The sequence below is a fragment of the Microterricola gilva genome (assembly GCF_004217495.1).
Taxonomy (GTDB): Bacteria; Actinomycetota; Actinomycetes; order Actinomycetales; family Microbacteriaceae; genus Microterricola; species Microterricola gilva.
In genome coordinates this window covers 3,641,042-3,666,811 of the sequence record NZ_SHLC01000001.1, presented here as the reverse complement: position 1 = coordinate 3,666,811, position 25,770 = coordinate 3,641,042, and the positions used below count along the sequence as shown (strand labels likewise).

General features: G+C 67.0%; 21 protein-coding genes. 9 read left to right on the top strand and 12 right to left on the bottom strand.

Translation table 11 applies throughout. The features are described from left to right. The 3 genes from EV379_RS17085 to EV379_RS17075 form a co-directional block, all read left to right on the top strand. Positions 1-1,150, top strand: a 1,150-nt coding sequence (locus EV379_RS17085) for an MFS transporter (protein WP_130507188.1), incomplete at its 5' end; no start/stop codon positions are given. 103 nt (positions 1,151-1,253) lie between these two features. Further along, on the top strand, positions 1,254-2,072 hold the full coding sequence (locus EV379_RS17080) for a GntR family transcriptional regulator (protein ID WP_130507187.1): 819 nt from the start codon (positions 1,254-1,256) through the stop codon (positions 2,070-2,072). A 49-nt stretch (positions 2,073-2,121) separates the two neighbouring features. Beyond that, complete coding sequence (locus tag EV379_RS17075; RefSeq protein WP_130507186.1) at positions 2,122-2,889, top strand: GntR family transcriptional regulator; 768 nt, start codon at positions 2,122-2,124, stop codon at positions 2,887-2,889. Positions 2,890-2,958: 69 nt separating this feature from the next. On the opposite strand, the gene EV379_RS17070 is transcribed toward EV379_RS17075, so the two are convergent. From EV379_RS17070 to EV379_RS17050, 5 genes are all read right to left on the bottom strand, one after another. Next, positions 2,959-3,927 (bottom strand): carbohydrate ABC transporter permease, encoded by a 969-nt coding sequence (locus EV379_RS17070; protein WP_130507185.1) that lies wholly within the window; start codon positions 3,925-3,927, stop codon positions 2,959-2,961. Then, positions 3,924-4,820, bottom strand: a complete 897-nt coding sequence (locus tag EV379_RS17065) for a carbohydrate ABC transporter permease (protein ID WP_130507184.1) — start codon at positions 4,818-4,820, stop codon at positions 3,924-3,926. Before EV379_RS17065 ends, EV379_RS17070 begins: the two co-directional genes overlap by 4 nt. Before the next feature lie 71 nt (positions 4,821-4,891). After that, the gene (locus EV379_RS17060) at positions 4,892-6,193 is read right to left on the bottom strand and encodes an extracellular solute-binding protein (protein WP_130507183.1); all 1,302 of its coding nucleotides are present in this window, start codon (positions 6,191-6,193) and stop codon (positions 4,892-4,894) included. A gap of 97 nt (positions 6,194-6,290) precedes the next feature. Then, positions 6,291-7,388 (bottom strand): enolase C-terminal domain-like protein, encoded by a 1,098-nt coding sequence (locus tag EV379_RS17055; RefSeq protein WP_130507182.1) that lies wholly within the window; start codon positions 7,386-7,388, stop codon positions 6,291-6,293. A 37-nt stretch (positions 7,389-7,425) separates the two neighbouring features. After that, complete coding sequence (locus EV379_RS17050) at positions 7,426-9,369, bottom strand: DUF8034 domain-containing protein (RefSeq protein ID WP_130507181.1); 1,944 nt, start codon at positions 9,367-9,369, stop codon at positions 7,426-7,428. A gap of 123 nt (positions 9,370-9,492) precedes the next feature. On the opposite strand from EV379_RS17050, the gene EV379_RS17045 reads away from it, so the two are divergent. The 3 genes from EV379_RS17045 to EV379_RS17035 all read left to right on the top strand — a co-directional run bounded on the left by EV379_RS17045 (position 9,493) and on the right by EV379_RS17035 (position 12,720). Beyond that, a complete protein-coding gene (locus EV379_RS17045; protein WP_130507180.1) occupies positions 9,493-10,836 on the top strand; it encodes an MFS transporter in 1,344 nt (447 codons plus the stop codon). Positions 10,837-10,924: 88 nt separating this feature from the next. Continuing rightward, a complete protein-coding gene (locus EV379_RS17040) occupies positions 10,925-11,611 on the top strand; it encodes a response regulator transcription factor (RefSeq protein ID WP_130507179.1) in 687 nt (228 codons plus the stop codon). Positions 11,612-11,670: 59 nt separating this feature from the next. Continuing rightward, on the top strand, positions 11,671-12,720 hold the full coding sequence (locus tag EV379_RS17035; protein ID WP_130507178.1) for a sensor histidine kinase: 1,050 nt from the start codon (positions 11,671-11,673) through the stop codon (positions 12,718-12,720). Positions 12,721-12,751: 31 nt separating this feature from the next. Here EV379_RS17035 and EV379_RS17030 read toward each other — a convergent pair whose 3' ends face one another. The 7 genes from EV379_RS17030 to EV379_RS17000 form a co-directional block, all read right to left on the bottom strand. Next, complete coding sequence (locus tag EV379_RS17030) at positions 12,752-14,914, bottom strand: alpha-galactosidase (RefSeq protein WP_130507177.1); 2,163 nt, start codon at positions 14,912-14,914, stop codon at positions 12,752-12,754. 46 nt (positions 14,915-14,960) lie between these two features. Continuing rightward, a complete protein-coding gene (locus tag EV379_RS17025) occupies positions 14,961-17,408 on the bottom strand; it encodes a glycoside hydrolase family 38 N-terminal domain-containing protein (protein ID WP_207226301.1) in 2,448 nt (815 codons plus the stop codon). Continuing rightward, positions 17,405-18,250 (bottom strand): carbohydrate ABC transporter permease, encoded by an 846-nt coding sequence (locus EV379_RS17020; protein WP_207226300.1) that lies wholly within the window; start codon positions 18,248-18,250, stop codon positions 17,405-17,407. The genes EV379_RS17025 and EV379_RS17020 overlap by 4 nt, the downstream gene beginning before the upstream one ends. Further along, positions 18,247-19,215 carry a carbohydrate ABC transporter permease gene (locus EV379_RS17015; RefSeq protein ID WP_130507176.1) on the bottom strand — a complete coding sequence of 323 codons (969 nt, stop codon included), beginning with the start codon at positions 19,213-19,215 and terminating at the stop codon, positions 18,247-18,249. The genes EV379_RS17020 and EV379_RS17015 overlap by 4 nt, the downstream gene beginning before the upstream one ends. 101 nt (positions 19,216-19,316) lie before the next feature. Continuing rightward, a complete protein-coding gene (locus EV379_RS17010; RefSeq protein ID WP_130507175.1) occupies positions 19,317-20,609 on the bottom strand; it encodes an ABC transporter substrate-binding protein in 1,293 nt (430 codons plus the stop codon). Positions 20,610-20,975: 366 nt separating this feature from the next. Then, a complete protein-coding gene (locus EV379_RS17005) occupies positions 20,976-22,172 on the bottom strand; it encodes an ROK family transcriptional regulator (protein ID WP_165397401.1) in 1,197 nt (398 codons plus the stop codon). Between the two features lie 175 nt (positions 22,173-22,347). Beyond that, positions 22,348-23,436, bottom strand: a complete 1,089-nt coding sequence (locus tag EV379_RS17000) for a mandelate racemase/muconate lactonizing enzyme family protein (protein WP_130507173.1) — start codon at positions 23,434-23,436, stop codon at positions 22,348-22,350. 154 nt (positions 23,437-23,590) lie between these two features. On the opposite strand from EV379_RS17000, the gene EV379_RS16995 reads away from it, so the two are divergent. The 3 genes from EV379_RS16995 (at position 23,591) to EV379_RS16985 (ending at position 25,705) form a co-directional block, all read left to right on the top strand. Further along, the gene (locus EV379_RS16995) at positions 23,591-24,295 is read left to right on the top strand and encodes a GntR family transcriptional regulator (protein WP_207226299.1); all 705 of its coding nucleotides are present in this window, start codon (positions 23,591-23,593) and stop codon (positions 24,293-24,295) included. Positions 24,296-24,343: 48 nt separating this feature from the next. After that, a complete protein-coding gene (locus EV379_RS16990) occupies positions 24,344-24,973 on the top strand; it encodes a signal peptidase I (RefSeq protein WP_130507171.1) in 630 nt (209 codons plus the stop codon). A gap of 129 nt (positions 24,974-25,102) precedes the next feature. Beyond that, positions 25,103-25,705: an alternate-type signal peptide domain-containing protein gene (locus EV379_RS16985; protein ID WP_130507170.1), complete on the top strand. Its 603-nt coding sequence runs from the start codon at positions 25,103-25,105 to the stop codon at positions 25,703-25,705. The last annotated feature ends 65 nt before the right edge of the window (positions 25,706-25,770 follow it).

The window sequence follows — 25,770 nt, the reverse complement described above, 5'->3', positions numbered from 1 at the left end:
CGTCGAGGCGCAGCTCGGCTGGGCGCTCGCCATCGCCGGGCTCTTGATCGCGCTGCTCGCGCCGATCACGGGCCAGCGCTCCGACGCCTCCGGGCGGCGCAAGTTCTGGCTGGCCGTCAACACGTACATCGTCGTCGCACTGTCGGCGTGCATGTACTTCGTGGAGCCCTCGCCGGCCTTCCTCATGCTCGGCCTCGTCCTCGTGGCGGCAGGCAATGTGTTCTTCGAGTTCGCCGGGGTCAACTACAACGCCATGCTCGCGCAGGTCTCCACGCCGCGCTCGATCGGCCGCGTCAGCGGCTTCGGCTGGGGCATGGGCTACCTCGGCGGCATCGTGCTGCTGCTCATCGTGTACTTCGGCTTCATCAGTCCGGAGGTCGGCCTCTTCGGCGTGACGAGCGAGAACGGCATGGACGTGCGCGTGACGATGCTCGTCGCGGCCGCCTGGTTCGGCCTGTTCGCGCTGCCCGTGCTCCTCGCCGTTCCCGAGTACCACGCGCCGACGACGGCCAGGCGCGAGAAGGTCGGATTCTTCGCCTCCTACGCGCGCCTCGGCCGCGACATCGCCAAGCTCTGGAAGGAGAGCCGTCAGACGGTCTGGTTCCTGCTGGCGAGCGCCGTGTTCCGCGACGGGCTGGCCGGCGTCTTCACCTTCGGCGGGGTGCTCGCGGCATCCGTCTTCGGCTTCTCGGCCGGTGAGGTGATCATCTTCGCGATCGCGGCCAACGTCGTCGCCGGCATCTCGACGATCGCCGTCGGCGCGCTCGATGACCGGCTCGGAGCCAAGCCGGTCATCATGACGGCACTCATCGGCCTGATCGTCAGCGGCACCTTCGTCTTCGTGCTGCACGATGGCGGTCAGATCGTGTTCTGGACGGCCGGCCTCGCGCTCTGCCTCTTCGTCGGCCCCGCCCAGTCGGCCAGCCGCACCTTCCTCGCCCGACTCATCCCTCCAGGACGCGAGGGCGAGGTGTTCGGCCTCTACGCGACGACCGGTCGCGCCGTCAGCTTTCTGGCTCCGACGATGTTCGCCCTCTTCGTCACCTGGTTCGGGGCGCCGTACTACGGCATCCTCGGCATCGTGCTCGTGATCGCGCTCGGCCTGGCCCTGCTGATTCCGGTGAAGGCCACGCAGGAGCAGCTGCGCTAGGCCCGGCCTTCACCGCTTCGCCAGCCGCGATTGGTGCCACAGTGCAGCCGTGGCGCGGCCAGGCGGCCAGCCAGGCCCAAGCTGCTAATATCCTATATTCAGAGTGGAATTCAGGGCGGTCGACGCCCCGAGGCAGGGGTGGCACGCGATGGCAGGCAAGGCAACCGGGAGCGGAAACGCATCACGCAGACCGAGCAGGGCCGTGCTCTCCGACGAGACGCACGACGCGATCATGGAGCTGATCCTCGATCACCAGATCGCCCCGGGCGAGCACATCAACATCGACGCCCTCGCCCGCGACCTCGATGTGTCACAGACCCCGGTGCGCGAGGCACTCGCCCGGTTGGAGTCCGAGGATCTCGTCGTCAAGAAGGCGCTGCGCGGCTACACGGCGACACCGCTGCTGACACCGGAACAGGTCGATGACCTGTTCCGTTTCCGGGCGCTCATCGAGCCGTGGGCCGCATCGCGTGCCGCTGTCGTGCACACCGAGGACGACGCCGCCGCGATCCTGGCCGAACTGGACGGTGCCCGTCAGGTGGACGCCTCCGACTTCGATGCCGCCTATGCGGAGCTCGGCAGGCACGACGCCCGCTTCCACGAGCTCGTCGCGCGCACCTCGGGAAGCGCCTATCTGGCTGATGCCCTCACCCGGACGCACTGCCACATGCACATGCACCGCCTGTACCAGGCCCGGAAGAGCTTCTCGCCGGAACAGCAGAGCAACCCCGAGTTCGTCGAGACGGTCTTCCGCGAGTTCTACACCCCGGAGACCGGCTTCCTGACGGTGCAGGGGCACAGCGAGATCGCCGAGGCCATCTTCGCCCGCGACGCAGACCGCGCCGGCGCCCTCATGCTGGACCACATCGAGGGCTCGCGCATCCGCAACTCCTCCGCGATCCAACTCCTCGGCGGCCGCTGAGCGGTCGCCCCTCCGAGGTTCCGTGCCTCACCGTGCAAGAATCGCAGCTATGGTCAACAGCTACACCTCGGGCACGCTGCGCCTGCCGGCACGGTCGGTGCTCTCCGACGACATCCACGATGCGATCATGGGGCTGCTGCTGAGCCATGAGATCGCGCCGGGCGAGCACATCAACATCGATGCACTCTCACGGCGACTGGACGTGTCGCCGACGCCGGTGCGCGAGGCTCTGGCCAGGCTGGAGTCGGAAGACCTCGTCTCCAAGCAGCCGCTGCGCGGCTTCACGGCCACGCCGCTGCTGACCGCCCGCCAGCTCGACGACCTCTTCCAGTTCCGTGCCCTCATCGAGCCGTGGGCGGCCGGCCAGGCCGCCGCCGAGCACTCGCAGGAGGATGCCGACGCGCTCCTGGCCGAACTCGAGCGCGGCGAGGAGGCGACCGAGATCGACATCGAGCTCGCCTACGCGAAGATGTCCGAGCACGATGCCCGCTTCCACGAGCTCATCGCACGGATGTCAGGCAGCCAGCGCGTGCACGATGCATTCACACGCACACACTGCCACCTGCACCTGTTCCGCCTGTACCAGGCGCGCAAGAGCGTCGCCGATGCCGAGACGGACGACGTGGACTTCGCCGACACGCTGTTCGGGCTCTACTACCAGCCGGCGACGGGGTTCCTGGCCCTCCACGAGCACCGTGGAATCGCGGATGCCGTGCTCTCCGGTGACTCGGAGCGAGCAAGCGCCCTCATGCTCAGCCACATCGAGGAATCCAGGAAGCGCAATGCCCCGGCTGCCCGACTGCTGGGCGGCGCCTGAGGCTCCGCTACAACTCGGAAGGCCCCACTCTCCGCTCGGAGGGTGGGGCCTTCTGCGTGTCGCCTGGGACTAGCTCTTGACCGATCCGGCGAGCACGCCGCGGGTCAGGAACTTCGCCGATGCAACGAAGACCAGCAGAATCGGGATCGCGACGAGCAGGCCGACCAGCGCGATCTCCGGCTGGCGGATCGGGAGGATGTTCGCCCCGGCCGCCGGGTTCAGCGCCGGCGTGGAGCTGAAGAGCACGCCGAGTCCGACCGGGAGGGGCATGACCTCGCCGGAGCTCACGAACACGTAGGGCAGGAAGAAGTTCACCCAGGCCGCCGTGAACGAGAAGAAGGCAAGCATTCCGAGCAGGCCCTTCGAGAGCGGAAGGGCGACCCGCATGAATGTGCCGAACTCGCCGCATCCGTCGATGCGCGCCGCCTCGTAGAGCTCCTTGGGAATGGAGCTCGTGAAGTAGATGTAGGCGAGGAACACGCCGAAGGGGTAGAACGAACTGGTCAGGATGATTGACCACGGTGAATCGTAGAGGCCGAGAGCCGTGACCTCGAGGAAGAGCGGCAGCACGAGCGCGACGGGCGGGACGATCATGGCGATGAGCGTCAGGATCAGCAGCCCACGGCGGAACGGCAGCGGGGCGGTGGCCAGGGCGTAGCCGGCGAGGATCGCCGTCACGCAGGAGATGGCCACGATCATCGCGGTGTACCAGATCGAGTTCCAGAGCCAGGTCAGGATCTGCCCGTCCTGGAACGTCATGAGGTTGTTCCAGGCGTTGACGTAGCCCTCGAACGATCCGAAGGCCATCGGATGCAGGGTCGTGATCTCAACGGCCGTCTTCGACGGCGCCAGGACGAGCCAGATCATGGGGATCACGCTGAGCGCCGCGAAGCCGAGAAGAAGGATCCACACCAGGGTGCGGCTGGTGATGCCGCCAGCACGCTTCTGCCTGGATGAGCGGGATGCGCGTGGCCGGTGGGTGGGGTTGACGCTCGTCAATGCGGAGGTGTTCGGGGCAGTGGGGGTCGACGTCGTCATTTCTTGGTCACTCCTGATTCGTCGAAGAAGTCCGTCTTGAAGATCGCGATGAGCGCGAAGATCACACAGACGGCGAGCAGCATGAGCGAGAGCGCGCTCGCTGCCGCAAGGTCACCGGACTCGAACGCGAAGGCGTAGCTCAGCTGGTTCAGCGACCAGTCCTTGGCCAGGCCCGTGTACACGCTGCTGGAGATGAGGTAGGGCTCGACGAAGACCTGGAGCCCTGCCGCGAAGGTGAGGATCGCCATGTACACGAGGTACTTGCGGATCAGGGGAAGCTTGATCTTCAGGGCGATCTGCGCTCCGTTGGCGCCGTCAATCCTGGCCGCCTCGAGGATCTCGTCCGGGATGGACTGGAGCGATCCGTACTGCACGATGATCCAGTTGCCCGCTCCGGTGGCGAAGGCCATCATCACGAAGATCAGCATGAGGTTGGGCTTCGCCCAGATCTGCGAACCCTCGGTGATTCCGACGGCGTGAAGCAGGTCGCGGTACGGGCTGTACGTCGGCTCAAGCATGAAGTACCAGACCAGGATCGAGACCGCTCCGGAGATCGCCGCGGGCACGATGTATGCGGCGCGCAGTCCGACTGTCCACCTGCTGCGCACGGCGTCGAGCAGAAGAGACATGAGGGAGACGACGATCACCATCAACGGCACGTAGATCAGCACGAAGACGGCCACGTTGATGAGGGCAGGCAGGAATCGGAAGTCCTGGAGCACCGTCAGGTAGTTGGCGAATCCTCCGCCGAGGTTGAGCCGCGACGGCTGCAGCGACGTCACCAACGCCATCACGACGGGGACGATGCCGAACGCCACCAAGAGGATGAAGTAGGGGGCGAACATGAGCGAACCGGCGACGGTCCCCTGCCATTTGATTCGTGAGCGTGCCATGAGAAACGAGCCTTCCGGAAATGTTCCCGGGGTGCTGACAGACGCAATGCCCGCCAGCACCCCGGGAGGTGTTACTTGGTGACGACCGTGTAGCCCGAAGCCTCGGCGAGCTGCTCCAGGTTCTTCTGGAAGTCGGTGACGGCCGTCGCGAGCGGAGCACCGCCGATGACCTCCGTCGAGAGCACCGAGGTCACAGCGCCGTCGGCGTTGAAACGAACGGGCTTCACCGCGGGGCTGATCCGGTTGGCCTGCGCAGCCATCGCCGGGATGACGTCGGAAGCGTAGTACGGGTCGGCGCTGATGGCGGTGGACCACACCTCGAGGGCTGGGCCGTAGGCCGGGTAGGTGACGGCATCCTTCTGGATGGAGTTGTCAGTTGCGAGGAAGGTCACTGCGTCAGCGGCGGCCTGCGGGAACTTCGAGTGAGAGGAAGCAACCCACACTCCGCCGCCCCACTCACCGGAGTACGCCTCGTCCTGGCCTGCCCACTTGGGCATCTCGGCGGCAGCGATGCGGCCGGCCGGGATTCCCCACGACTCTGCTGGCTTGAACACGAACTCACCGAACCACGACGGGCCGACGGTCATGGCGACCTTGCCCGCCTGCGGGTACGCCTTCAGGAAGGCAGCGTCGAAGGGGTCCTGGGTGGCCATCACACCGGCGTCGACCAGAGGCTGCAGGAGCTCGGAGACGTCGGTGCACTCCTTGGCCTCCGGCGCGATGCGGATGGTGTTCGGGTCGACGACGTCGGTCATCGGGCAGCCGTTCGGCCACAGGAAGCCGTTGTAGAAGCCGTTGTTGCCGAGGGTTCCCGCGATGTATCCGGTGCCCTTGAGCTGCATGGCCGTCGCCGCGAACTCGTCCATCGTGGTCGGAACCTTGAGGCCGAGCTCGCTGAAGATCGCGGTGTCGTACCAGAGCACGGTCTGAGCGAGGTCGTTCTTGAGGCAGTAGAACTTGCCGTCGATCTCGCACCAGTCGTTCGCGGTGCCGTAGCCCTCGAAGATCTCCGGTGCAACCGTGTCGTTCAGCGCGGCCGCGTAGCCGTTGGCCGGGTCTGCCCAGGTTGCGAAGTCGTTCGGCGCTCCGGAGAACACCACATCGGGCCAGCCCTTGCCCGTGGTGTTGAAGAGCTGGATCTTCGACACGAGTGTCGTCGGGTCGATGACCTCGATCTTGACGTCAACCTCGTCCTTGACCGCATCCTGGTAGATCTTGGCTGCGGGCTCACGGGTGGCGTCAACCCAGATCAGCAGCTCGGGCGTGCCGGCTGCATCGCCGCCACCGCTGCCGCCGCTGCTTGGGCTACAGGCTGCAAGCCCGAGAACCAGCGCCGCTGCGACCGGAAGAGCAAGTGCAAGACGCTTCTTCATGGTGCTTCCTTTCGTACGGGAAAGAACGAAAGAAAAGCTCCTTCGCTCCTACTGTTCCATTGAACATACACGATAAATCGTGGTTCCTATATCCTATTCAATGAAAATTTACTGCGCCCATTTCGAGCAGGGCGGCGGGTACACCGTTCAGCGCCCACTCACTCTCCCAGCCGATCCCTGGCGTGGTCGTGGCGGTGACATTGCCTGAGGCGTCGACCTCCGCCGGGCGGCGCACCGGGTTCGAGTCGACGAGCGCCTCGTAGTACGTGGTGTTCGATATCGCCAGGCAGAGGTGGCGTGCGGCGAGGCCGCCACCGTGGATCTCGGCGCGCAGGAGGAAGGAGTCGGCGAGGTGCGCAGTGCGCATGGCACCGGTGATGCCGCCGCGCAGGCCGGGGCCGGCACGGACGGCGCCGGCGCAGCCACTCGCGATGAAGTCTGCGGTCGCCATGTGCGCACCCTCGGCGACCTCGCAGACCATGAGCGGCACGTCGACCCGCTCGGCGAGACGCTTGTACGCCGTGACGCTGAACTCCCGCATCGGCTCCTCGTACCAGAGGTAGTCGGCTTCGGCGAGCGCCTTGCCGACGTACGTCGCATCGAGGAGGTCGAAGCCGGCCGAACCGTCATACATCAGCGGCACGTCGGGGCCGACGTGCTCGCGCAGGGCGAGGCTGAGCTTGGCGTCCTGCCGCGGGTCGCCCCACGCGTGGAGCTTGATCGCGGTGAAGCCGAGTTCGAGGCACTGATCGGCAACGTCGAGGTACTCCTCGATCGAGCTGTAGGTGACCGTGGAGGCGTAGGCCGGAATCTCGGACCGGAAGCTGCCGAGCAGCTGATGCAGCGGCATGCCGGCTGCCTTCGCGCCGATGTCCCAGAGCGCGATGTCGATCACAGACATGAGCGCCACCGGGTAGCGCTCCATGCGGTCGCTCTCCCACAGTCGGTTCCACAGGTACTCACGGGCGAGCGGGTCCTGCCCGAGGAGTTCCGCGCGCAGACGGCGCTCGACGGCATCCTGCAGGATGGCCCCGCGCCCGGTGAAGCTGAGGCCGACGATGCCGGTGTCGGTCTTCAGAACCAGCCAGGCGCCGGTGACCGCGGGCTCCGAGCCGGACAGGCCCTTCCGCCAGACGAAGGGAGGGTCGTAGGCGGGAACCTCGACCTGCACGACGTCGACACTGGTGATCTTCATTGATGCTCCTTCGGAGTCCGGGCGGGCAGTGCGCTCATCAGTCCTGGACCCGACCCTTGATCAGCGGCGCCCAATCCTCGCGGCGCGACCACGGGGTCTGGTAGCTGGGCTCGTTGGCGTAGCGCTTCATGCCGAGTCGGATGTTCGAGCCGCTGCCCGGCGCCAGACGCACCTCGAACCACTGCGAGTCGACCGCGATCTGCTCGCCGGTCGAGCCGTCGGCGGCGGCGAGCGCGGCCGAGGTGAACTGGTGCTCGCCGAAACCACCGGCCTGAATGACGACGCTGCGCTCCTCGCTGCCGAGGTTCACGAGCTCGAGGGCCACCGCGTCGGCTTCGATCGTGTGGACGAGCGCCGCGACATCCGCCGGCAGTCCGGGGCGCTGCAGCGCGGTCTCGAAGTAGCGCACGGTCGCGTGCTGGAAGCCGCCGTGCGAGATGTGCATCGGCGCACCCCACATGAGTTGAACGAGCGACTCGAAGTAGACGGGGTTGAACTCCATCCAGGCGTGGATGGCGTAGCCGTCGACCTGCAGCGACACCGTGTCGGGGAAGCCCTCGATGTGCGTGAGGGTGTCCCAGCCGGCCGGGTCGCCGTCGCTGGAGCGCATGCGGCCCAGCTGCTGCTCGATGAGTTCGACGTTGGCCTCGAGCAGGCGCTCGGGGTAGCCGGGGTTGCGCCCCTGGGCGTATTCGTACCAGGCCAGCGTGTTCACGTTGTAGTGCTTGACCGCGAACGGAACGCGGGGAACGAGAACCTCGGCCCAGTCGGTGGAGCGCGGCACGCGCTCGACGCGCTCGCGGTCGGCGTCGGAGAGGGTACGTGCCCACATGTGCACGGCATGGAACGGCGAGGCCGGACGGTAGTCGGCCCAGCCGCTGTCGAAACGCTTGTGCGGAACGAGCCAGCTGCCGTTCTCCTCGCGGCCGAGGCCGAAGTTGATGTCGAGCTGCTTCCTGGCAAGGTCGAAATGGGTGTCGTCGCCGGTCAGCAGGTAGGCATTGGTGCCCGCGTTGACGATCGGCTCGATGATCGTGAGGAAGCCGTGCGGCCAGCGCCAGCCGTAGTGGCCGCCCCACCACTTGCCGTCCTGGTACTCGCCGACCTCGCCGGAGAGACCGACGTTGTCGGGGATCACGCCGTCGACGTTGCCCTCGGCCCGCGCCGCCCAGCGCGCGAGGTAGTCCAGCACCCAGGCGCGGTGCTTCTCCTCGCCGCTGTACAGGAAGGAGTGGGCGAACTGGCCCGTCGCGTTGAGGTTGAGCGGAACGTCGCCGCGCGTCGTGCGCTGGTTCATCAGCTCGATCACCTCGGCGAAGATGTCGTCGTCGAGCCAGTTCGCCCGGCCGCGGCCCTCGTCAAACGGCGCGGAGCGCATGTCCTCGAACGGCGGCAGGTAGTCAACCAGCACGCCGCGGTGGCTGTCGAGGTCCTCCGCCGTCACCACGTGCCGCGGGCCACGGCTGCCGCTCTGCGGAGCCGTGATGATGCCGAGCTCCGCGTCGAAGTTGGGGGCGAGCGGGTCTTCACCGTTGTACATCTTGGTGAATTTGTCTGCGCGCTGGCGGTCGACCAACGACGACGGCTTGGTGAGACCGAAGAAGTAGTGGAAGAGGTTGGCCTCGCCGTGGTGCATCCAGTCGTAGTAGCCGTCGAACTCTCGCTCGATCTGGCCGTACTGGGTCCACTGCCAGGTGATCATGTCCCACATCTTGCGGGCGGTCTCGTAGACCTGCTCGCTGCCGCCGAGGCTGTAGAGCAGGGCGAGGTACATGAAGGCCTCGTACGGGTCGTCCGATCCATCCATCCCCGGCCACTCGTCGCGCCAGATGAGGGTGCCGTCTTCACGGGTGTAGCGGGCGACGAATTCGGCGGATGCCGCATCCACTCGAGCCAGGACGTCGCGCTCGAGCACGGCCCAGCGCGGGGCGTCGACCTGAGCATCGACACGCAGGTGGGTGAAGTGGGGGCGATCCGCCATGGGCAACTCCGATCATGGGCACAAAACCCGCTCTGAGGAGCTCCCCGAGCAGGCATTGACCATTATGCTATAGGAAATGCGATTGGCAATGTGGCGAATCAGGGCCACGGGAGGGCACGGCACGTGACCGGCACGATTGACCCCCTTGCTGTACCGCCGACCGGCCCCATCGAGCTGCCGGCTCGTGCTCGCGGCATCCGCGGCGCCGTCGGCTCGCTCGGCTATCGCAACTACCGGCGCTTCCAGGGCGCGCACCTCTTCCTCCACGCGGCCGGTTGGATGCAGCGCATCGCGATCGACTGGCTCGTGCTCGAGCTGACCGGGAGCATGGCGATCGTCGGGCTGCTGGTGCTCGTGCAGTGGGGGCCGATGCTGCTGTTCGGCCAGTACGGCGCGCTCATCGCCGACCGGTTCCCCCGTCGCCTGACGGTGGCGGTCGTCTACGCCTGCCTCGCCGTGCTCTCCGGTACCCTGGCGCTGCTTTGGTTCTTCGACGTGCTCGAACTCTGGCATGTGCTCGTCATCACGTTCCTGATCGGAATCGTCTGCATGGTCGAGATCCCGGCCCGGGTCGTGTTCCTCAGCGAGATGGTCGACCAGAAGCATCTCCCGAACGCGATCAGCATCTACGCGATCGTGTTCTGGACCGGTGGCATGATCGGCCCTGCACTGGGCGGCGGCCTGGTGGCGATCGACGGCGCCGGCTGGGCGCTGGCCGCGTACACGGCCTCCGCGCTGCTCGTGGCCGGCACCGTGCTGGTGCTGAGGAGGGCCGAGCTGTTCCCGGTTCCGCACGCCTCAGCGTCCCCCGCGACGATGCGCGAGGCCGCGCGCTACGTGCGATCCAAACCAACGATCTTCTGGCCGATGGTGCTGCTGGCGGCCGCCGCGATCTTCGGCATGCCGATCAGCGTCGTGCTCGCGGGCATGGCGCAGGAGGTGTTCAACACCGGGGCCGCAGGCTACGGGCTGTACAGCTCGCTGCTCGCGGCAGGTGCGCTGATCGGCGCGATGGCCTCCACGGCGGTCCGCGCCCTGCGCCTGCGCTTCCTGATCATCCTCGTCGCCATCTTCGGCGCGCTGCTTCTCGCCTCGGCGGCAATGCAGTCGTCCCTCGCCTTCTGCGTGGTGCTGGCCGGCGCCGGCTGCATGCGGGTGCTGTACGAAATCGTCTCGGACTCGCTCGTGCAGCTCTCGTCGAATCTGCGCATCCGTGGTCGGATCGTCTCGCTCTACGTCGCGATTCTCGTCGGCGGCCAAGCGATCGGCAGCCCCCTGCTCGGAGCCATCGCGGATGCCGCTGGCCCCCGCATCGCGCTGGTCATCGCCGGCGCTGTCCCGATCCTCGCGGCCGCGGCCATCGCGGCGCACCTCGCACGCACAGGCTCGTTCCGCATGAAGCTCACGCTCAAGCGCGGGGAGTCGATCCTCAGCATCGTCGGCCCAGGACACAACCCGCTCAGCTGAGCGGCGCGGCTCCGGCTCTCGTCGAGCCGGGCGTGCTCATGCCGACGCATACGCTCACGATATGTGCCGCTCCGTACACTGGGGCCTTATGCGTGTACTGATCGTGGAGGATGAGCCGTTCCTCGCCGACGCCGTGCGCGCCGGCCTGCGGCTGGAGGCGTTCGCCGCCGACATCGCCGGTGACGGCGACACCGCGCTCGAGATGCTCGAACTCAACGACTACGACGCCGTCATCCTCGACCGCGACATCCCGGGCCCGTCGGGCGACGACATCGCGCGGCATCTCGTGGCCACCGGGACGCGGACACGCATACTCATGCTCACCGCCGCAGACCGGCTCGATGAGAAGGTGCAGGGTTTCGAGCTGGGCGCAGACGACTACCTCACCAAGCCATTCGCCATGCGAGAACTCGTCGTGCGGTTGCGAGCGCTCTCGCGGAGGTCTGACACGCCCAGGCCGCCCGTCATCGACATCCACGGTGTCACCATCGACCCCTTCCGCCGTGAGGTCCACCGCGATGGCCGGCTCATCTCGCTCAGCCGCAAGCAATTCGCGGTGTTGCAGGTGTTGGGCGAGGCAAACGGTGGCGTGATCAGCGCAGAGGCGCTGCTCGAGCGCGCGTGGGACGAGAACGCGGACCCGTTCACGAATGCCGTGCGAATCACCATCTCCGGGCTGCGCAAACGACTGGGCGAGCCGTGGGTCATCGAGACCGTCCCCGGCATCGGCTACCGCATGGCGGCGCCGGCGACAACGGCAGCACCGGGTTCGTGATCGCGGGCAGCGAGCGGTGGTGGCGGCTGCAGCGCCTCGTGCACAGCGCACGTTTCCGCATGACGGCAGCGTTCGCCGGTTTTCTCGTGTTGGCCGGGGCAACGTTGCTGCTCGTCGCTTTCGCGGTGCTCCGTTTCGTTCCGGACGAAGCCGTTCAGCGTTCAGGGGACGGCGGCTTCGCGCCCAACCGCTCCGACCTCATCGAGGTGCTCGCGCCGACCGCTGGTTACGCGATGCTCTTCTTCGTCGTGATCGGGGTGGCCGGCGGCTGGCTGCTCTCCGGCCGGCTGCTGCGGCCGCTCGACCGGATTCACGCCGGCGTGCGAGCGGTGGCGGCCGGAGACCTCACGCATCGCATCGCCCTGCGCGGGGCCCCGACCGAGTACGTCGAGCTGGCCGAGGCCTTCGACGGCATGCTGGATCGCGTTGAACACACCGTCGACTCGCAACGGCGATTCGCCTCAAACGCCTCACACGAGCTGCGCACCCCCATCGCGGTGATTCGCACGATGCTCGAGGTCGCCGCGCAGGACCCGGATGGCACAGACTACGACGAGCTCGTGCGGCGGCTCGAGATCACCAACCGGCGCAGCCAGAATCTCGTCGACGCCTTGCTGCAGCTGGCACGAATCGAGGCCGGCCCGCGGACCGCCGGTCGTGTCGAGCTGGCAGCGATCGTCTTGCAGGCCACGGACGCCGTGCACGGCGAAGCGGAGGCCTCCGCTGTCACCATCAGCACGACCGTCGAGCCCTGCGTCCTGGGCGGGGACGCCGTGCTGCTCACCCAGTTGATCGTCAACCTGCTGCAGAACGGGATTCGCCACAACCGCGCCTCCGATGCCCGGGTGCTGCTGTCCGTCGAGAGCACGGCATCCGGGGTCGCCGTGATCGTGGAGAACACGGGCCAAGGAGTCGACCCTCACATCATTCCCACGCTCACCGAGCCGTTCGTGCGCGGATCCTCCCGCATCTCGAGTGGAACGGCGGGCACGGGCCTGGGCCTTGCGCTGGTCGCCACAATCGCCGCAGCCCACGGCGCCCGCCTGCTCGTGGAACCGAGCCAGCTCGGGGGTCTGCGTGTGCGTGTCGACTTCGTCACGCGGCACTGAGCGCACGCATCGGGACCGCGCTGAACGGGACCTAGCCGAGGCGGACGAGCTCGGTGATCGAACTGATGAAGTCGCGGTGCGAGAAACGCAGCGAACCGGTCGCCTCGATCACGTGCTCGCGCTCGTGGAACGCCAGGCCGCGGTTCGCGAGGTAGGAGCCGCTGTGCACCGCGCCGGTGTCGAGCACCCGGTAGTCGGCGCGCGGGTCCAAGCCGGGCAGCCGCAGCTGCCGCGGACCGCGATCCAGCGTGCGGCGCGGCTCGAAACAGAAGACGACGACGCGGTCGCCGTGCACGTACTGCACCGCCGACCGCTCCGCGCCCGGCTCGCCGCCGATCCGGTATTGCTCGCCGAGCTGCACAACCTCACGGATGCCCTTGTACTGCTCGATCAGTCGCGCGGCATCCGCACGCTCCTCCTCCGACCAGTTCGCGAGGTTCCCCCCGATGCCGAGGATTCCGGTCATCGCGACGTGGAAGCGGTACTCGAGCGGAACCTCGCGGAAGGTCAGCGGATTGGGTGAGTCGGTCACCCAGTTCGTCATGGCGATCGCGGGGTAGATCTGGCTGAAGCCGTGCTGGATCGGCTGGCGGTCGATGGCGTCGGTGTTGTCCGAGGTCCAGAACTGGTCGGCGTTCGCCAGCATGCCGAGGTCGATCCGCCCGCCGCCGCCGGCGCAGGCCTCGATGCGCAGCCGCGGGTGCGCGGCGCGCAGACCGGCCATGATGTCGTAGACGCCGCGGGTGTGCTCCACCCAGAGCGAATCCTGCTCGTCGGCGGCGCCAGGCCAGCCGGCCTGGGTGAATGGGCGGTTCATGTCCCACTTCAGGAAGTCGAGGCGGTTCTCGCGGACCAGCTCGTCCAGCCAGGCGGCCGCCCATGCCCGCACATCGGGCCTGGCGAAGTTCAGCACCAGCTGGTTGCGCCGCTCGGCGCGCCGACGGCCGGCGAAGTGCAGCACCCACTCCGGGTGCTCCCGGTAGAGCGCGCTGTCTGGATTGACCATCTCCGGCTCGACCCAGAGTCCGAACTTCATGCCGAGGCCGGTGATGTGTTCCCGCAGGGCGTGCAGCCCGTGCGGGAAGCGCTCCGGGTTCGGCGCCCAGTCCCCCAGGCCGCTCCGGTCGTTGGTGCGCGTGCTGAACCAGCCGTCATCCACCACGAAGAGCTCGACCCCCAGGCCGGCCGCGATCTCGGCGAGCGCCCGCTGGCCCTCCTCGGTGACGTCGAACTCGGTGGCCTCCCACGAGTTGTACAGCACGGGGTTCAGCTCGTCGCCGCTCGGGCGGATGCTCTCGCGGGCGAAGGCGTGCCAGCTCCGTGACGCACCCCCGAAGCCCTCTGTGCTGAGCAGACCGAAGGATGCCGGCGTGCTCAGTGCCCCGCCGGGGGCGAGCGTGAGCACAACGCCGTCGTGCCCGAACCCTCCGCTGACGGAGACGCCGCCCTCCGCACGCCGCTGGGTGCTCAGCCGCCAGGTGCCGCTCCAGCCGAGCGCGATCGTGCGGACGAGGCCCCGCTCTTCTGTGGCGGTGCCGTCGTCGAGCATGATCCACGGGTTGGCGCCGTGGCTGGTGAGGCCGGTCCGGCTGGTGAAGTTCAGCTCGCCGGTCGGCAGCGTGCCGCGTTCGAGCCGGGTCTCGCCCGCCCAGTAGCCGTTGACGGAGGAGTAGCGGTAGTCGTCCTGGTCGTCGATGAACCAGTTCGCCGAATCCAGTCGGTGCACCCGGGCGCCTCCGGCGGCCGTGGCGTCGAGGGAGAGCTCGGTCCAGCGCTCGATGACGTCGGAGCCCTCGCGCACGCGGTAGTGCAGTGTGACCGCCAGCATGCCCTTGGAGTCCAGCAGCGTGAGCGCGAGGTGGCTCTCGGAGTCGCTCCGCTCGATGTGCGCCGTCGTGAACCCGAGCTCCGGGGCGCGGTCACCGCCGTCGAGCACGATGTCCAGGCTGGAGACCCCCCAGCGCGAACCGCCGCTCGGGAGCACCTCCTCCTCGACCTCCGACGGGCGGGAACCGTGGCTGTGCAGACTCCGCGAGCGCATCTTGCGGACGATCTGCGGCCAGTCGGACGCGGGCAGACGCGGCCCCCAGTAGCGCTGGTCGGGCACCCCCAGCTCGGAGAGCCCGATCACGTAGAGCGTGTTCGGGGTCTCCAGGAACCAGGCGTCACCGCTCGCGGATGGGGTGATGGGCATTGCGTCTCCAAGCTGGGTACGGAATCAGGCTGCCGTGAAGGGGCGGTCAGTGTCCGGCGAAGCGGCCGTCGCCCGCGGCGGCGCCGTTGCTGGTGACCGGCCAGATCTGCGGCGGCAGCCGGAACTGCTTGGCGCGCTCGGCGAGCGCCGCGGCATCTATCTCGGCGAAGGAGCAGAAACCGTAGCGGAAGGTGTTCGCCCCCGTCTGCATCTGCGCGAAGTTCGTGTCCCAGTAGTTGTTGACGGGCCAGGCCAGCAGCAGTGGGTTCTCGCCGCGCGGGATCGAGTCGAGCGGCTCCTTGAAGCCGAAGTCGCCGAACTGTGCGCCGGGGGCGTCTGGCATGAACATCGCGACACCGCCGCCGTCGCCCCACATGGCGACCATGCTCTCGGCCGTGACCCAGTTGCGGCTCGCGCCGGGCAGCTGGTCGTCATCGAGCTTCACGAACTCGCCTGCTGTATCGAAGCCCGCCTGCCAGCCGCCGGCCATCGCCAGCGGCACGGAGAGGTAGATCGCCTGCGGAGAGGAGGCCGGCACGAGATCCAGAGTGACCTCGACGTGGATGACGGGGTCATCACCGAGCAGCGAGATCCGCTGCAGCACGGTGACCATGCCCGGCGCATCAAAACGGCGCTCGAGGGTGATTCGCCCGTGCGCCTCAGTGACGGTGCAGGCGCTCACCCGGGTGGCGGAGTCGTGGATCGGCTCCCAGTCGACCCAGCAGGAGGCGTCGACCTTTTCGTTGTCGAGGTCGCGGCGGTAGAAGGACTGCCTGCTGCCGTCGACGAGCTCGTCCGGGCGCTCCCGCACGAACGAGAAGAAGTCCATGCCTCGCCGCGTCGCCAGCAGCTCGCGGCCCTGCGCACGGTCGCGCAGCGACACGATCCGACCGGAGCCGACCTCGTACTGCAGGGTGTGGAATGGCGACTCGATCGTGCCGAGCTGCTTGCTGCGCACCGTCTCCGTGGCGAAGTTCAGCTCGCGCCCCTTCTGCGAGGTGGTCTCCACACTGTGGCTGACCAAGGGTGCGGATGCCGCGATCGGCTCGAGCGCGCCGAGGTCGACGTTCTTCCACGAGAACGGCGCCAGTTCGATCGGCGCGAAGGCGCGCACGTGGGAGCCGGGGAACTCGACGCCCCACGAACGCCCCTGGTAGTGCATCCGGCTGGCCCGGTACGTGCGGCCGAGTGCGGCATCCGAGTCGGGGAACCAGTTGTCGGGCAGCACGGGGTGCACGGTGACGGGGTAGGCGGCGGGGTTGGCGAAGAGCGCCCCCTTGATGCCCTTGTCGGCCGGCGGGTTGCCTGCGAGCTTCTCCAGCGAGTCCATCACGGCGAAGGCGGCCGATTCGTGGCCCTCGAAGGCCGCGACGTCCTTGATCGCCTCGCTGGCCTGGGCCTGCGGGTGGTTCGGGTTGCCGTCGAAGTAGCCCCAGGTGTGCTCGTCGTAGAGATCGATCTTCTCGCGCGCCTGCGCGAGCTCCTGGCTCTCCGTGCCGTTGCCGAGGACCTCGGCGGCGTCGACGAGTGCCTTCGCGATCTGGTTGCTGGCGGTGGCGCGCGGGGCACTGCCGTAGCCGAAGCTCCAGTAGTCGGTCCAGTCGCCGCGGAGGTGCGGCAGCTCGGCATCCGGAACCTGCATCGCCCGTTCGCGCAGGTCCTCGTAGGTGACGTAGCGGATCGCGGGGCCGGCCTCCGCCTCGTTCCAGCGCTGGATCAGCGGCGGCATGAAGGGGTTGGGCGGCGCGTTGTCCCAGAGCACGGGCGAGCAGGTGCTGGTGAGGTAGACGAAGTCGAGCGGGTAGTCGATGTCGGTGAGCCGCTGGCTCAGTTCGCCCCAGCCCTCCGCCATGCGCTCGACCGAGTCGTCCCAGGCGTAGAGCAGCTGGTCGAACATCGTGTAGTGGTTGCCGTTGAACACGCGCAGCTCGCGGCCGGACGGCGCCTCCCACATGAACATGCCCGGGCGGGGCGCGACGGCCTTGCCGAGGTGCGGGTTGATCGCCATCACGAAGAAGTCGACGCCGTTGTCCATCAGCGCATCGGCCAGGGGCCATGGAATGCCGTTGACGTCGTGCTGGCTGGCGACGTTGATGCTGCCGCCGAGCGTCTGCTCGAGGCGCTTCTTGCCGTCGAGCAGACGGTTGATGCCCTTGCGGTCGACGGCGGCCGCGACGTTCCAGCGCAACGCGCCCAGGCCGATGCGACCGGCGTCGTAGAGCGCCTGGAAGCGGCGGATGTCGGCGGCCGAGGCCTGCGCGAACCAGCGCTCGACCGGTTCGGTCACCTCGCAGGTCCACTTCGGGCGGGCGCCGGCCGGCATGTCGGCCGTCTGCTCCAGCCAGTCGAGGGCCTCGGAGATGTACTCGACTTGGAAGTTCCACATGAGCGGCTGCGAGTGGGTGTATCCGACGTCGAGGTGACTGTGCGCGAGCACGAGGATCTCGGAGATCGGCTTGCGGCGCCCACCGGGCATAGCGGGGGTCTGGGTCACTTGGAGGCTCCTGACATGAGGCCGTGGATGAACTCACGCTGGCTGACGAGGTAGCCGATGAGCGGCACGATCGCCGCGAGGAACATGATCCCGAACAGCTGCGCGTAGTTGGTGGAGTACTGACCGAGCGAGATGTAGATGCCGGTCGTGATGGTCTGGCCCTGCAGCGGTCCGAGGATGAACAGCGGGTTGAGGAAGTCGTTCCAGACCCAGAGCCCGAGGAAGATGCCGACGGTCGCGGTCGCCGGCCGCACCAGCGGCATCACGATCTTCCACCAGATGCGCAGATCGGATGCCCCGTCGACGCGGGCGGCCTCGATGACCTCCTGCGGCACGCTGCGGAGGAAGCCGACGTAGACGAAGACGGCGAAGGAGAGGTAGCCGCCACCGATGTTGGAGAGGATCAGGCCCGCATAGGAGTTGGCCAGGCCGACGGCCTGCAGCAGCTCGACGATGGGCAGCAGCACGACCTGCGGCGGCACCATCAGGCCGAGCGCAACGACGCCGAGCAGGATCGCCTTGACCTTCGGGGTGCGCTGCGAGATGTAGAAGCTCAGGGCGGATGCCAGCGGGATCAGCGCCCCGACGGTGAGCGCGGTCACGAGCACCGAGTTCATCAGGCCGGCCTGGATCAGATTGTCCGGGCGCTGCAGCGCGTCGATGATGTTGTCGAAGGTGAACGGAATCGGCGGCGACAGCGGGCTGCTGAGGATCTGCTCCTGCGTCTTGAACGCGCTGGAGAACGCGATGTAGATGGGCAGGATGAACGCCAGCGTGACGAGCCAGGCGAGTGCGAGGTGGCTGCCCTTGCTGAACAGCCGGGAACGGGTGGTGTATCTCACAGCTGGGCCTCCCGGCGGCGAAGGATCGCCGTGACGCCGTAGGCGACGAGGGCGGTCATGACGAGCAGAAGAATGGAGATCGCGGAGGAGTACCCGAAGCGGTTGCTCGTGAACGCCACGTTGACGAGGTAGAACGCGGCCGACTCGGTGGAGCCGGCCGGGCCGCCGCCGGTGAGCACGGCGATGATGTCGTAGAGCTTGAAGGTCGTGATCATGCAGAGCACGACGCAGATCGTCATGCCGGGGGCGATCATCGGGAAGGTGACGTGGTGGAAGCGCTTGAACGCGTTGGCCCCATCCATGCGGGCGGCCTCGTAGAGCTCGGCTGGCACGGCCTGCAGCGACGCCGTGTAGACGACGGTCGTGAAGGCGATGGTGACCCAGGAGACGACGATGCAGATCGACATCGTCGCGAGTTCGGGGGTTCCGATCCAGGAGATCGGGCTGTCGATCAGCCCCATGCCGGCGAGGCTCGAGTTCAGCAGGCCGTCCTGGGTCAGGATGCTGCGCCAGATGAAGGCGACGATCACGCCGGAGAGCACCTGCGGGATGAACACGAGGGTGCGCATGATGCGGAAGTTCGTCGTGGTCTTGTTCAGCAGAATGGCGAACAGGATGCCGAAGGCATTCGAGATGACGGTGACGAACACCACGACGACGAGCGTGAAGACCAGGCTCCTGTGCAGGTTCGGGTCGTTGAACATCTCGGTGTAGTTGTCGAAGCCGACGAACGAGCTCTCCAGCTGCAGCGGGTTGCGGTCGGTGAAGCTCGTCATGATGCTGCGCAGGATCGGGTAGATCAAGAAGATCAGGTACAGGCCGATGGCCGCCCAGGCGATCGGCGCCAGCCCGAGCCCGCGGCGGACACGTGTGCGGGCAGACGTCGGACGGGGACCGGTGGCCGCCCGCCGTTCGCTCGGCGCCAGACCGGGCTCTGGGCGTCGGAGACGTGTGTCTGCAGACATCTGTGTTCCTTTCGTCAAGCTGTGACCGCGGTGGTGTCGGCGAGAGAGCTCGCCGACACCACCGCGCGCGAAGGGTGCTTCGCGGTGTTGCGGATGCCGCGTTACTTCGCGGCCTTGTCCCACTCGGCGTCGAGCGTCGCGAGCTGGCCAGCGACGTCAGTGTTGGCGAAGAGCGACTGCGACAGGGCGTAGAACTTGTCGTTGATGCCGGGAGCCAGCGAGTTGTCGTCGTTGACCCAGCCGAATGCGGCGACCTTGAGGTTGTCGTCGGTGACCAGCGGGTAGGTCTCGGTGAAGACCGAGTTCAGCTTGACGTTGAAGTCGTCCATGGTCAGGTTCTTCATCAGCGGGAAGGACCCGTCGCCCTCGACCAGCGGCTCGAGGCTCGACGGGGCCAGCGACCACGCCTTGGCGAACTCGACGGCCTTCTCGACGTTCTTGGACTTCGAGCTCACCGCGGTGGTGCCACCGACGTTGAACGGAACGACGATCGAGCCGTCATCCGTCGGAAGCGGGAACGCGCCGAGGTTCTCGGCCTGCTCCGGGGTGATGTAGCCGGAACCGGTGAACCAGCTGCCCATGATGTACATGCCGCTCTTGCCGTCAAGGAAGTTCTTGTTGGCGGTGGCGAAGTCGACGCTCAGGGCACCGGCGCTGAAGCCGCCCATGCCGATCAGGTCGACGTACTTCTGCATGGCGGCAACGAACTCGGGGTCGGTGAACTGGGTCTCGCCCTCGTAGCGCTCACGGATCCAGTCGGGGTTGCCGCCCATGACGTCGGCGCTGGCGAGAGCGACGATCGGCATGCTCGCGGACCACGGCTCGGCGCCGGCGAGCTCGATCGGGACGACGCCGGCCGCCTTGAGTGCCTCGACGGCCTGCTCGAACTCGGCGTAGTTCGTCGGAACGGCGATGTTGTTCTCGGCGAAGATCGTCTTGTTGTAGTAGACGAGCGGCAGCACCTGGGCGTTCGTCGGCGGCACGTAGGTCTTGCCGTTGATCTCGGCCCCGCGCGGGATGACGAAGTTCTCGTCGAGCCAGTCCTGCTCGAAGGGCACGAGCAGGCCGGCCGCCTCGAAGTCCTTCGGGCTGATCGAGGCCAGCAGGTCGGGGAACTGACCGGTCGCCTGCAGCTTCTTGGCGTAGGCGTTGCGGTCGGCGTCGGGGCTGACGATCCTGTTGATCGTGACGCCGTCGACCTCTGCGGTTGCGGCAGCGATCGACGTGTCCCAGAACTCGGCTGTGACGGCCGGGGTCTCGAACGTCATGAATGTGAGCTCGACGTCGCCGCCAGCCTCACCGCCACCGGTCGGTGCCGAGGTCGAGCAGGCCGCGAGCGACAGCGCCGCGACCGCGCCGAGGGCAATCGAACTGAGTAAACGTGAACGCTTCACTTCATCCTCCTTGATGATTCCGGCGCGGCACTTCCGCTCGGAACGTGGTGCTGGGTGTTGCTGTGATGTTGGGGTGTTGCGGTGGCGGGCCGCTCCGGATGCCGGGCGACACCGCCGGTCAGGCGACCGTGCGGTCCGCGATCGCGGTCCCACTCGATGCCACGTCCGGCGCTCTGCGGTGCGAGGGCGTGGCCGCGGTACGTCTCGGATCAGAGCGAGCTGATTAACCAAAGCGTTTCGCGTTAATGGAAGGGTAGGCACGCAAACATCGGATGTCAAGTGGACAAAGGTCGATGTTGCAGAACCGTCTCGACGCGCGAACGGGCAGAGTCATAGCTCCGACCGTTCCACGTGAGGAGACACGCCCTAGAGCAGCAATGAGGACGCCCGGGGCGACAGCACCGTATCGAGCACCAGGCACGCAGCGCCGACCGCTGGCACTTCGATGCCGATCGTGGAAGAGCTGATCTTGATCTCGCTGTGGGTCCCCCGAAGATCGGAGGTCTGCACGACGTATGCGATGGACGGCAGCACATGTGATGCAATGCGCTCCCAGTACGCCCCACCGAACACGACCTCGGCGATATCGAGAACGCTGATGAGCGTCACGATCATCGCACCGATATTGCGCCCGGCGCGATGGAATATCCGCAGCGCGTCGCCAACGCCGATCTCGGCATCCGCCAGCAAGCGATTGAACTGAGCATCAACATCGTCTCCCGCGCTGATCACTCCCTCCTCCACGGCCTGCTTGACCAAGTACTCTGCCGTGACCAGGTGACCGACCATCTGAGTCTCGGCGTTCGGGACACCGCTGTCAGGCACGATGATGCGCCCGCCATCACCGGCATTCCCGGTGGCGCCGAAGACCACTCTGCCGTCAACCACGAGCCCGGTGCCGATGCCAGAAGCCAGGTAGACCAGCGCGAAATCCCGGCGACCAGGGTCGCCGATCCACTGCTCAGCGACCGCTGCGGCATTCACTCCGCTCGCAAAGACGACCTCAAGCCCGGTCGACTCCGCGATCGCATTGCGGAGGTGAACGTCGTGCCAACCCTTCATGGTCGGATGCCCGATGACGATACCGCGATCGGCATCGATCGGCCCCTGGGAAGCCAGCCCGATACCGAGAACGCGAGATCGCTCGACTCCCGCCGACACCACGAGCGCCTCGATTTCCTGCACCATCTCCGCGACGACCGCTTCGTGATCGTCCGGTGAGGGCGTTGGCCGATGCGCGCTGGCCACCACAGTGCCCGCGAGATCGACAAGCACATAGGAGACGAACGCCGCATCGAGGTTCACACCCACGGCGAATCGAGATCGCGGTTCCAGGCGCAGCATCACGGGCGGCTTGCCCCGACCCTGAATCTGCGTGCCGGCCTCGACGATCAACCCCTCGTCGATCAAACGGGCAGCCGTGTTCGAGACGGTCTGCGCCGACAGCCCGCTGACCACAGCCAACTCTGCCCGGCTCACCCCGTGCTCAGCACGGCGGATGAGCTCGAAGACGACCGTTTGGTTATAGACCCCGACAGAGGGGAGATTTGTACCGCGAAGCATGCGCACTCTCATTCACCGTTTAATAACCCAACAGTATCGTCGAATTCGGTGCCGGCGATGCTTAATGAGAGGGGAAACTGTGTGCGGCGACGTTCATCATGGCATTGTCGGGCGCCCAAGCGATGCCGTTCGGGTTGTGCGGTTGCTGGCCGGAGACCGGGCGCGGCACCGCACCTCAGGCGACCGTTCGGTCCGCGATCGCGTCGCGGTCCCACTCGATGCCGAGCCCGGCGCTCTGCGGCGCGAGGGCGTGTCCGTTCTCGATGGCCATCTCGGCCGTCGTGATCGCGCGCAGCTGCGGGATGTGCTCGACGTAGCGTCCGTTCGGGATTGCGGCGACGAGACTCACGTGCAGCTCCATCAGGAAGTGCGGGCAGACGGAGACGTTGAACGATTCGGCGAGGTGCGCGACCTTCAGCCACGGCGTGATGCCGCCGACCCGCGCGACGTCCACCTGCACGATGCTCGCCGCACCGCGCTGCAGGTAGTCGCGGAACTGCCCGACCGAGTACATCGACTCGCCGACCGCCACGGGGATGCTCGTCGCCTCAGCCAACCGCACGTGCCCGGCGACATCGTCGGCTGGCAGCGGCTCTTCGAACCAGAACAGGTCGACGTCCTCGAAGGCCTTGGCCCGGCGGATCGCCTCGGCCGCGGTCATCGACTGATTGGCGTCGACCATGATGTCCATGCGCGGGCCGACGGCCTCGCGCACCGCGAGGAGGCGCTCACGGTCTTCCCGGCCGGTCGGCTTGCCGACCTTGAGCTTGATGCCGTGCCAGCCGGCGGCTTGGGAGTCGAGCGCACCGCGCACGAGCTCGTCGGTGCTGAGGTGCAGCCAGCCGCCCTCGGTGTCATAGAGCGGCACGGTGCGGCGGAAGCCGCCGGCCACCTTCCACAGCGGCTCGTCCGCACGCTTGCATTTCAGGTCCCAGAGCGCCGTGTCGACCGCGGCGAGCGCGAGCGAGGTGATCGCACCGACCGTCGTGGCCCTGGTCGATGCGAACAGGCGGAACCAGATCCCCTCGATCTCGGCGGCGTCGAGCCCGACGAGCTGGGGGACGAAGTGGTCGCGGAGCATGGCGAGCACCGCCTGCCCGCCTGTGCCGATCGTGTAGGAATAGCCGGTGCCGACGAGGCCGTCGCTGGTCTCGATCTCGACGAAGATCGTCTCCTGCTTGAGGAAGCTCTGCACGGCGTCCGTACGGACCGTCTCCACCTCGAGATCGACGAGAGAGGCGGTTGCGCGGGTAATTGTTGGCATCAGGCGGCGGTTCCTCGACTTCGTTGGCGTTTCATTAACCATCACAATGGATCAAAGATCAAAGATCAAATAGGATCTTCGATAACAAACCCTATCCATGCCCGTGCGATTGTCAAGAGCATGGCCGTGTGACCATCAGAAACGGATGAGACCAGTGAAGCTCGCTCCCGCGCACCCCCACGGGGAGGCGCTCCTGCGCATACCGCGCCGCTCCGTGCTGACGGACGACGTCTACCTGCAGCTCAAGACGCTGATCATGAACAACGCGATCGCCCCCGGCATCCGCATCAACATCGAGGACATCGCCCGCCAGCTGGAGGTGTCGCCGACGCCGGTGCGCGAGGCGCTGGCCCGCCTCGACTCGGATGGCCTCGTCGACAAGCTGCCGCTGAAGGGCTACCGCACGACCCCGCTCCTCGGCGAGCTCGAGGTGCGCGAACTCTACGAGCTCCGCCTGTTGCTTGAGCCGTTCGCAGCCGGGCGGGCGGCCGTGCGGATCACGGACGAGCAGGCCACCGCGCTCCGGGAGGAATTGGCGACGTGCCCGGTCGCCCCGCGGGAATCCCGCTATGAGGACTACCAGCCGCTCACCAGCCACGACACCCGCCTGCACGAGCTCGTGCTGACCATCGCCGGCAACAGCACGGTGACCGACGCGTTTCAGCGCACGCACTGCCACCTGCACCTCTTCCGACTCTCCTACGCAGGCGAACTCGGCGACACGACGCTCACCGAGCACGGCCGGATCGTGGATGCCGTGACATCCAGCGACCCGATCGCCGCCGAGGCCGCGATGCGCGCGCACCTCGAATCCTCGCGCGACCGAATGCTGACCAGCTTCGCCGCGAAGCCGCGCTGATCAGCAACGCCTGAGCTGAAAGCGCGCAGCCGGCACTAGCCTGTTGGCATGAGCGAGACACGCGAATCCCCCACCGCCGGTGGCGTCGGCGCGGAGAACAGCCCTGAAGACGGCAGCGCCGACACCAGCGCTGCCGTGAAACGGTTCAGTCGCGTGCCGCGCTGGCTCCGGGTCGTCGCCACGGTGCTCACCTGGATCGTGATCGTCGCGAGCCTCGCGGCAATCACCGCGCTCGTCGTCGTGCCGCGAATCGCGGGGGCCTCGCCCTACACAATCCTCACCGGATCGATGATTCCGGACATGCCGCCGGGCACGATCGTCGTCGTCAAGCCGCTGCCGTTCGATCAGATCCGCCAGGGCGATGTGATCACCTACCAGATCGAGTCGGGCAAGCCCATGGTCGTCACACATCGAGTCGTCGGCGTCGACGTCGTCGACGGAAAGACCCGTCTGGTGACGCAGGGCGATGCCAACGACGCCCCGGATGCCGAGTCCGTGCGCGAGGTGCAGGTGAAAGGTGTCGTCTGGTACCACGTGCCGTTCATCGGTTTCGCAACCACCCTGATCGACGACACGAGCAAGGGAATCGCGGTGCGGGTACTCGGCGGCCTCCTGATCGCCTACGCGCTGTACGTCGGGGCTTCTTTGCTGTTCAAACGCAAGAAAGTAACCCGTTAGCGGGGCAGTCCGCTCAGCTTCTTCCTAATTTTTGCTCAGTTCCCACACTGAACATCCTTGCCGTTGCAACGATGGCGTCCTGTGGTTCACGTCCGACCCACTGACCCTACTCACGGCAGGACACCCGAAATGAAGAAGATCACAAAGGCCGCCATCGCCGGCACCGTCGGAGCAGCTCTGCTCGTCGGCGGAGCGGGTTCACTCGCATTCTGGACCGACACGGCCACCGGTCCCCAGATCGACATCCAGTCGGGCCAGCTCGACCTCGGCACCGTCGGCACCGGCACCTGGACCATTCAGCAGAGCGCGGCGGGTGTCTCCCCCGCCCAGGCTGCGGCGGTCACCTTCGCCCCGGCATCGGACAAGATCGTGCCTGGCGACGTTTTGACCACGACGGTCAGCGTCCCCGTCACGCTCGATGGCAAGAACATCAAGGCCAAGTTCGATGTCGCGGTCAAGGCGCTCGTGGCCGGCAACGCGACGGCCACCGCAGCGGACACGGCACTGATCACCGCGCTCAACACCGGTGGCGTCAAGGTCACCAAGATCAACGGCACCGCCGTCGCCGCCGGAACCACGTCGGCCAACCTCACCGCTGGCGCAACTGTTCCGGTTGAGATCTCGGTGACCTTCCCCTGGGGCACAGCGGGCGAGTTCAACGGTGCCATGCTCGGCAAGGTGAAGTTCCAGGCGGACTACACCCTGACCCAGATCCCGGTCGCCACGCCGTAGCGGTCACGTTCTCGTCGGGGGCCGCACTGGCACCCAGGTGCGGTCCCGATGAGAGCGTCTTGCAG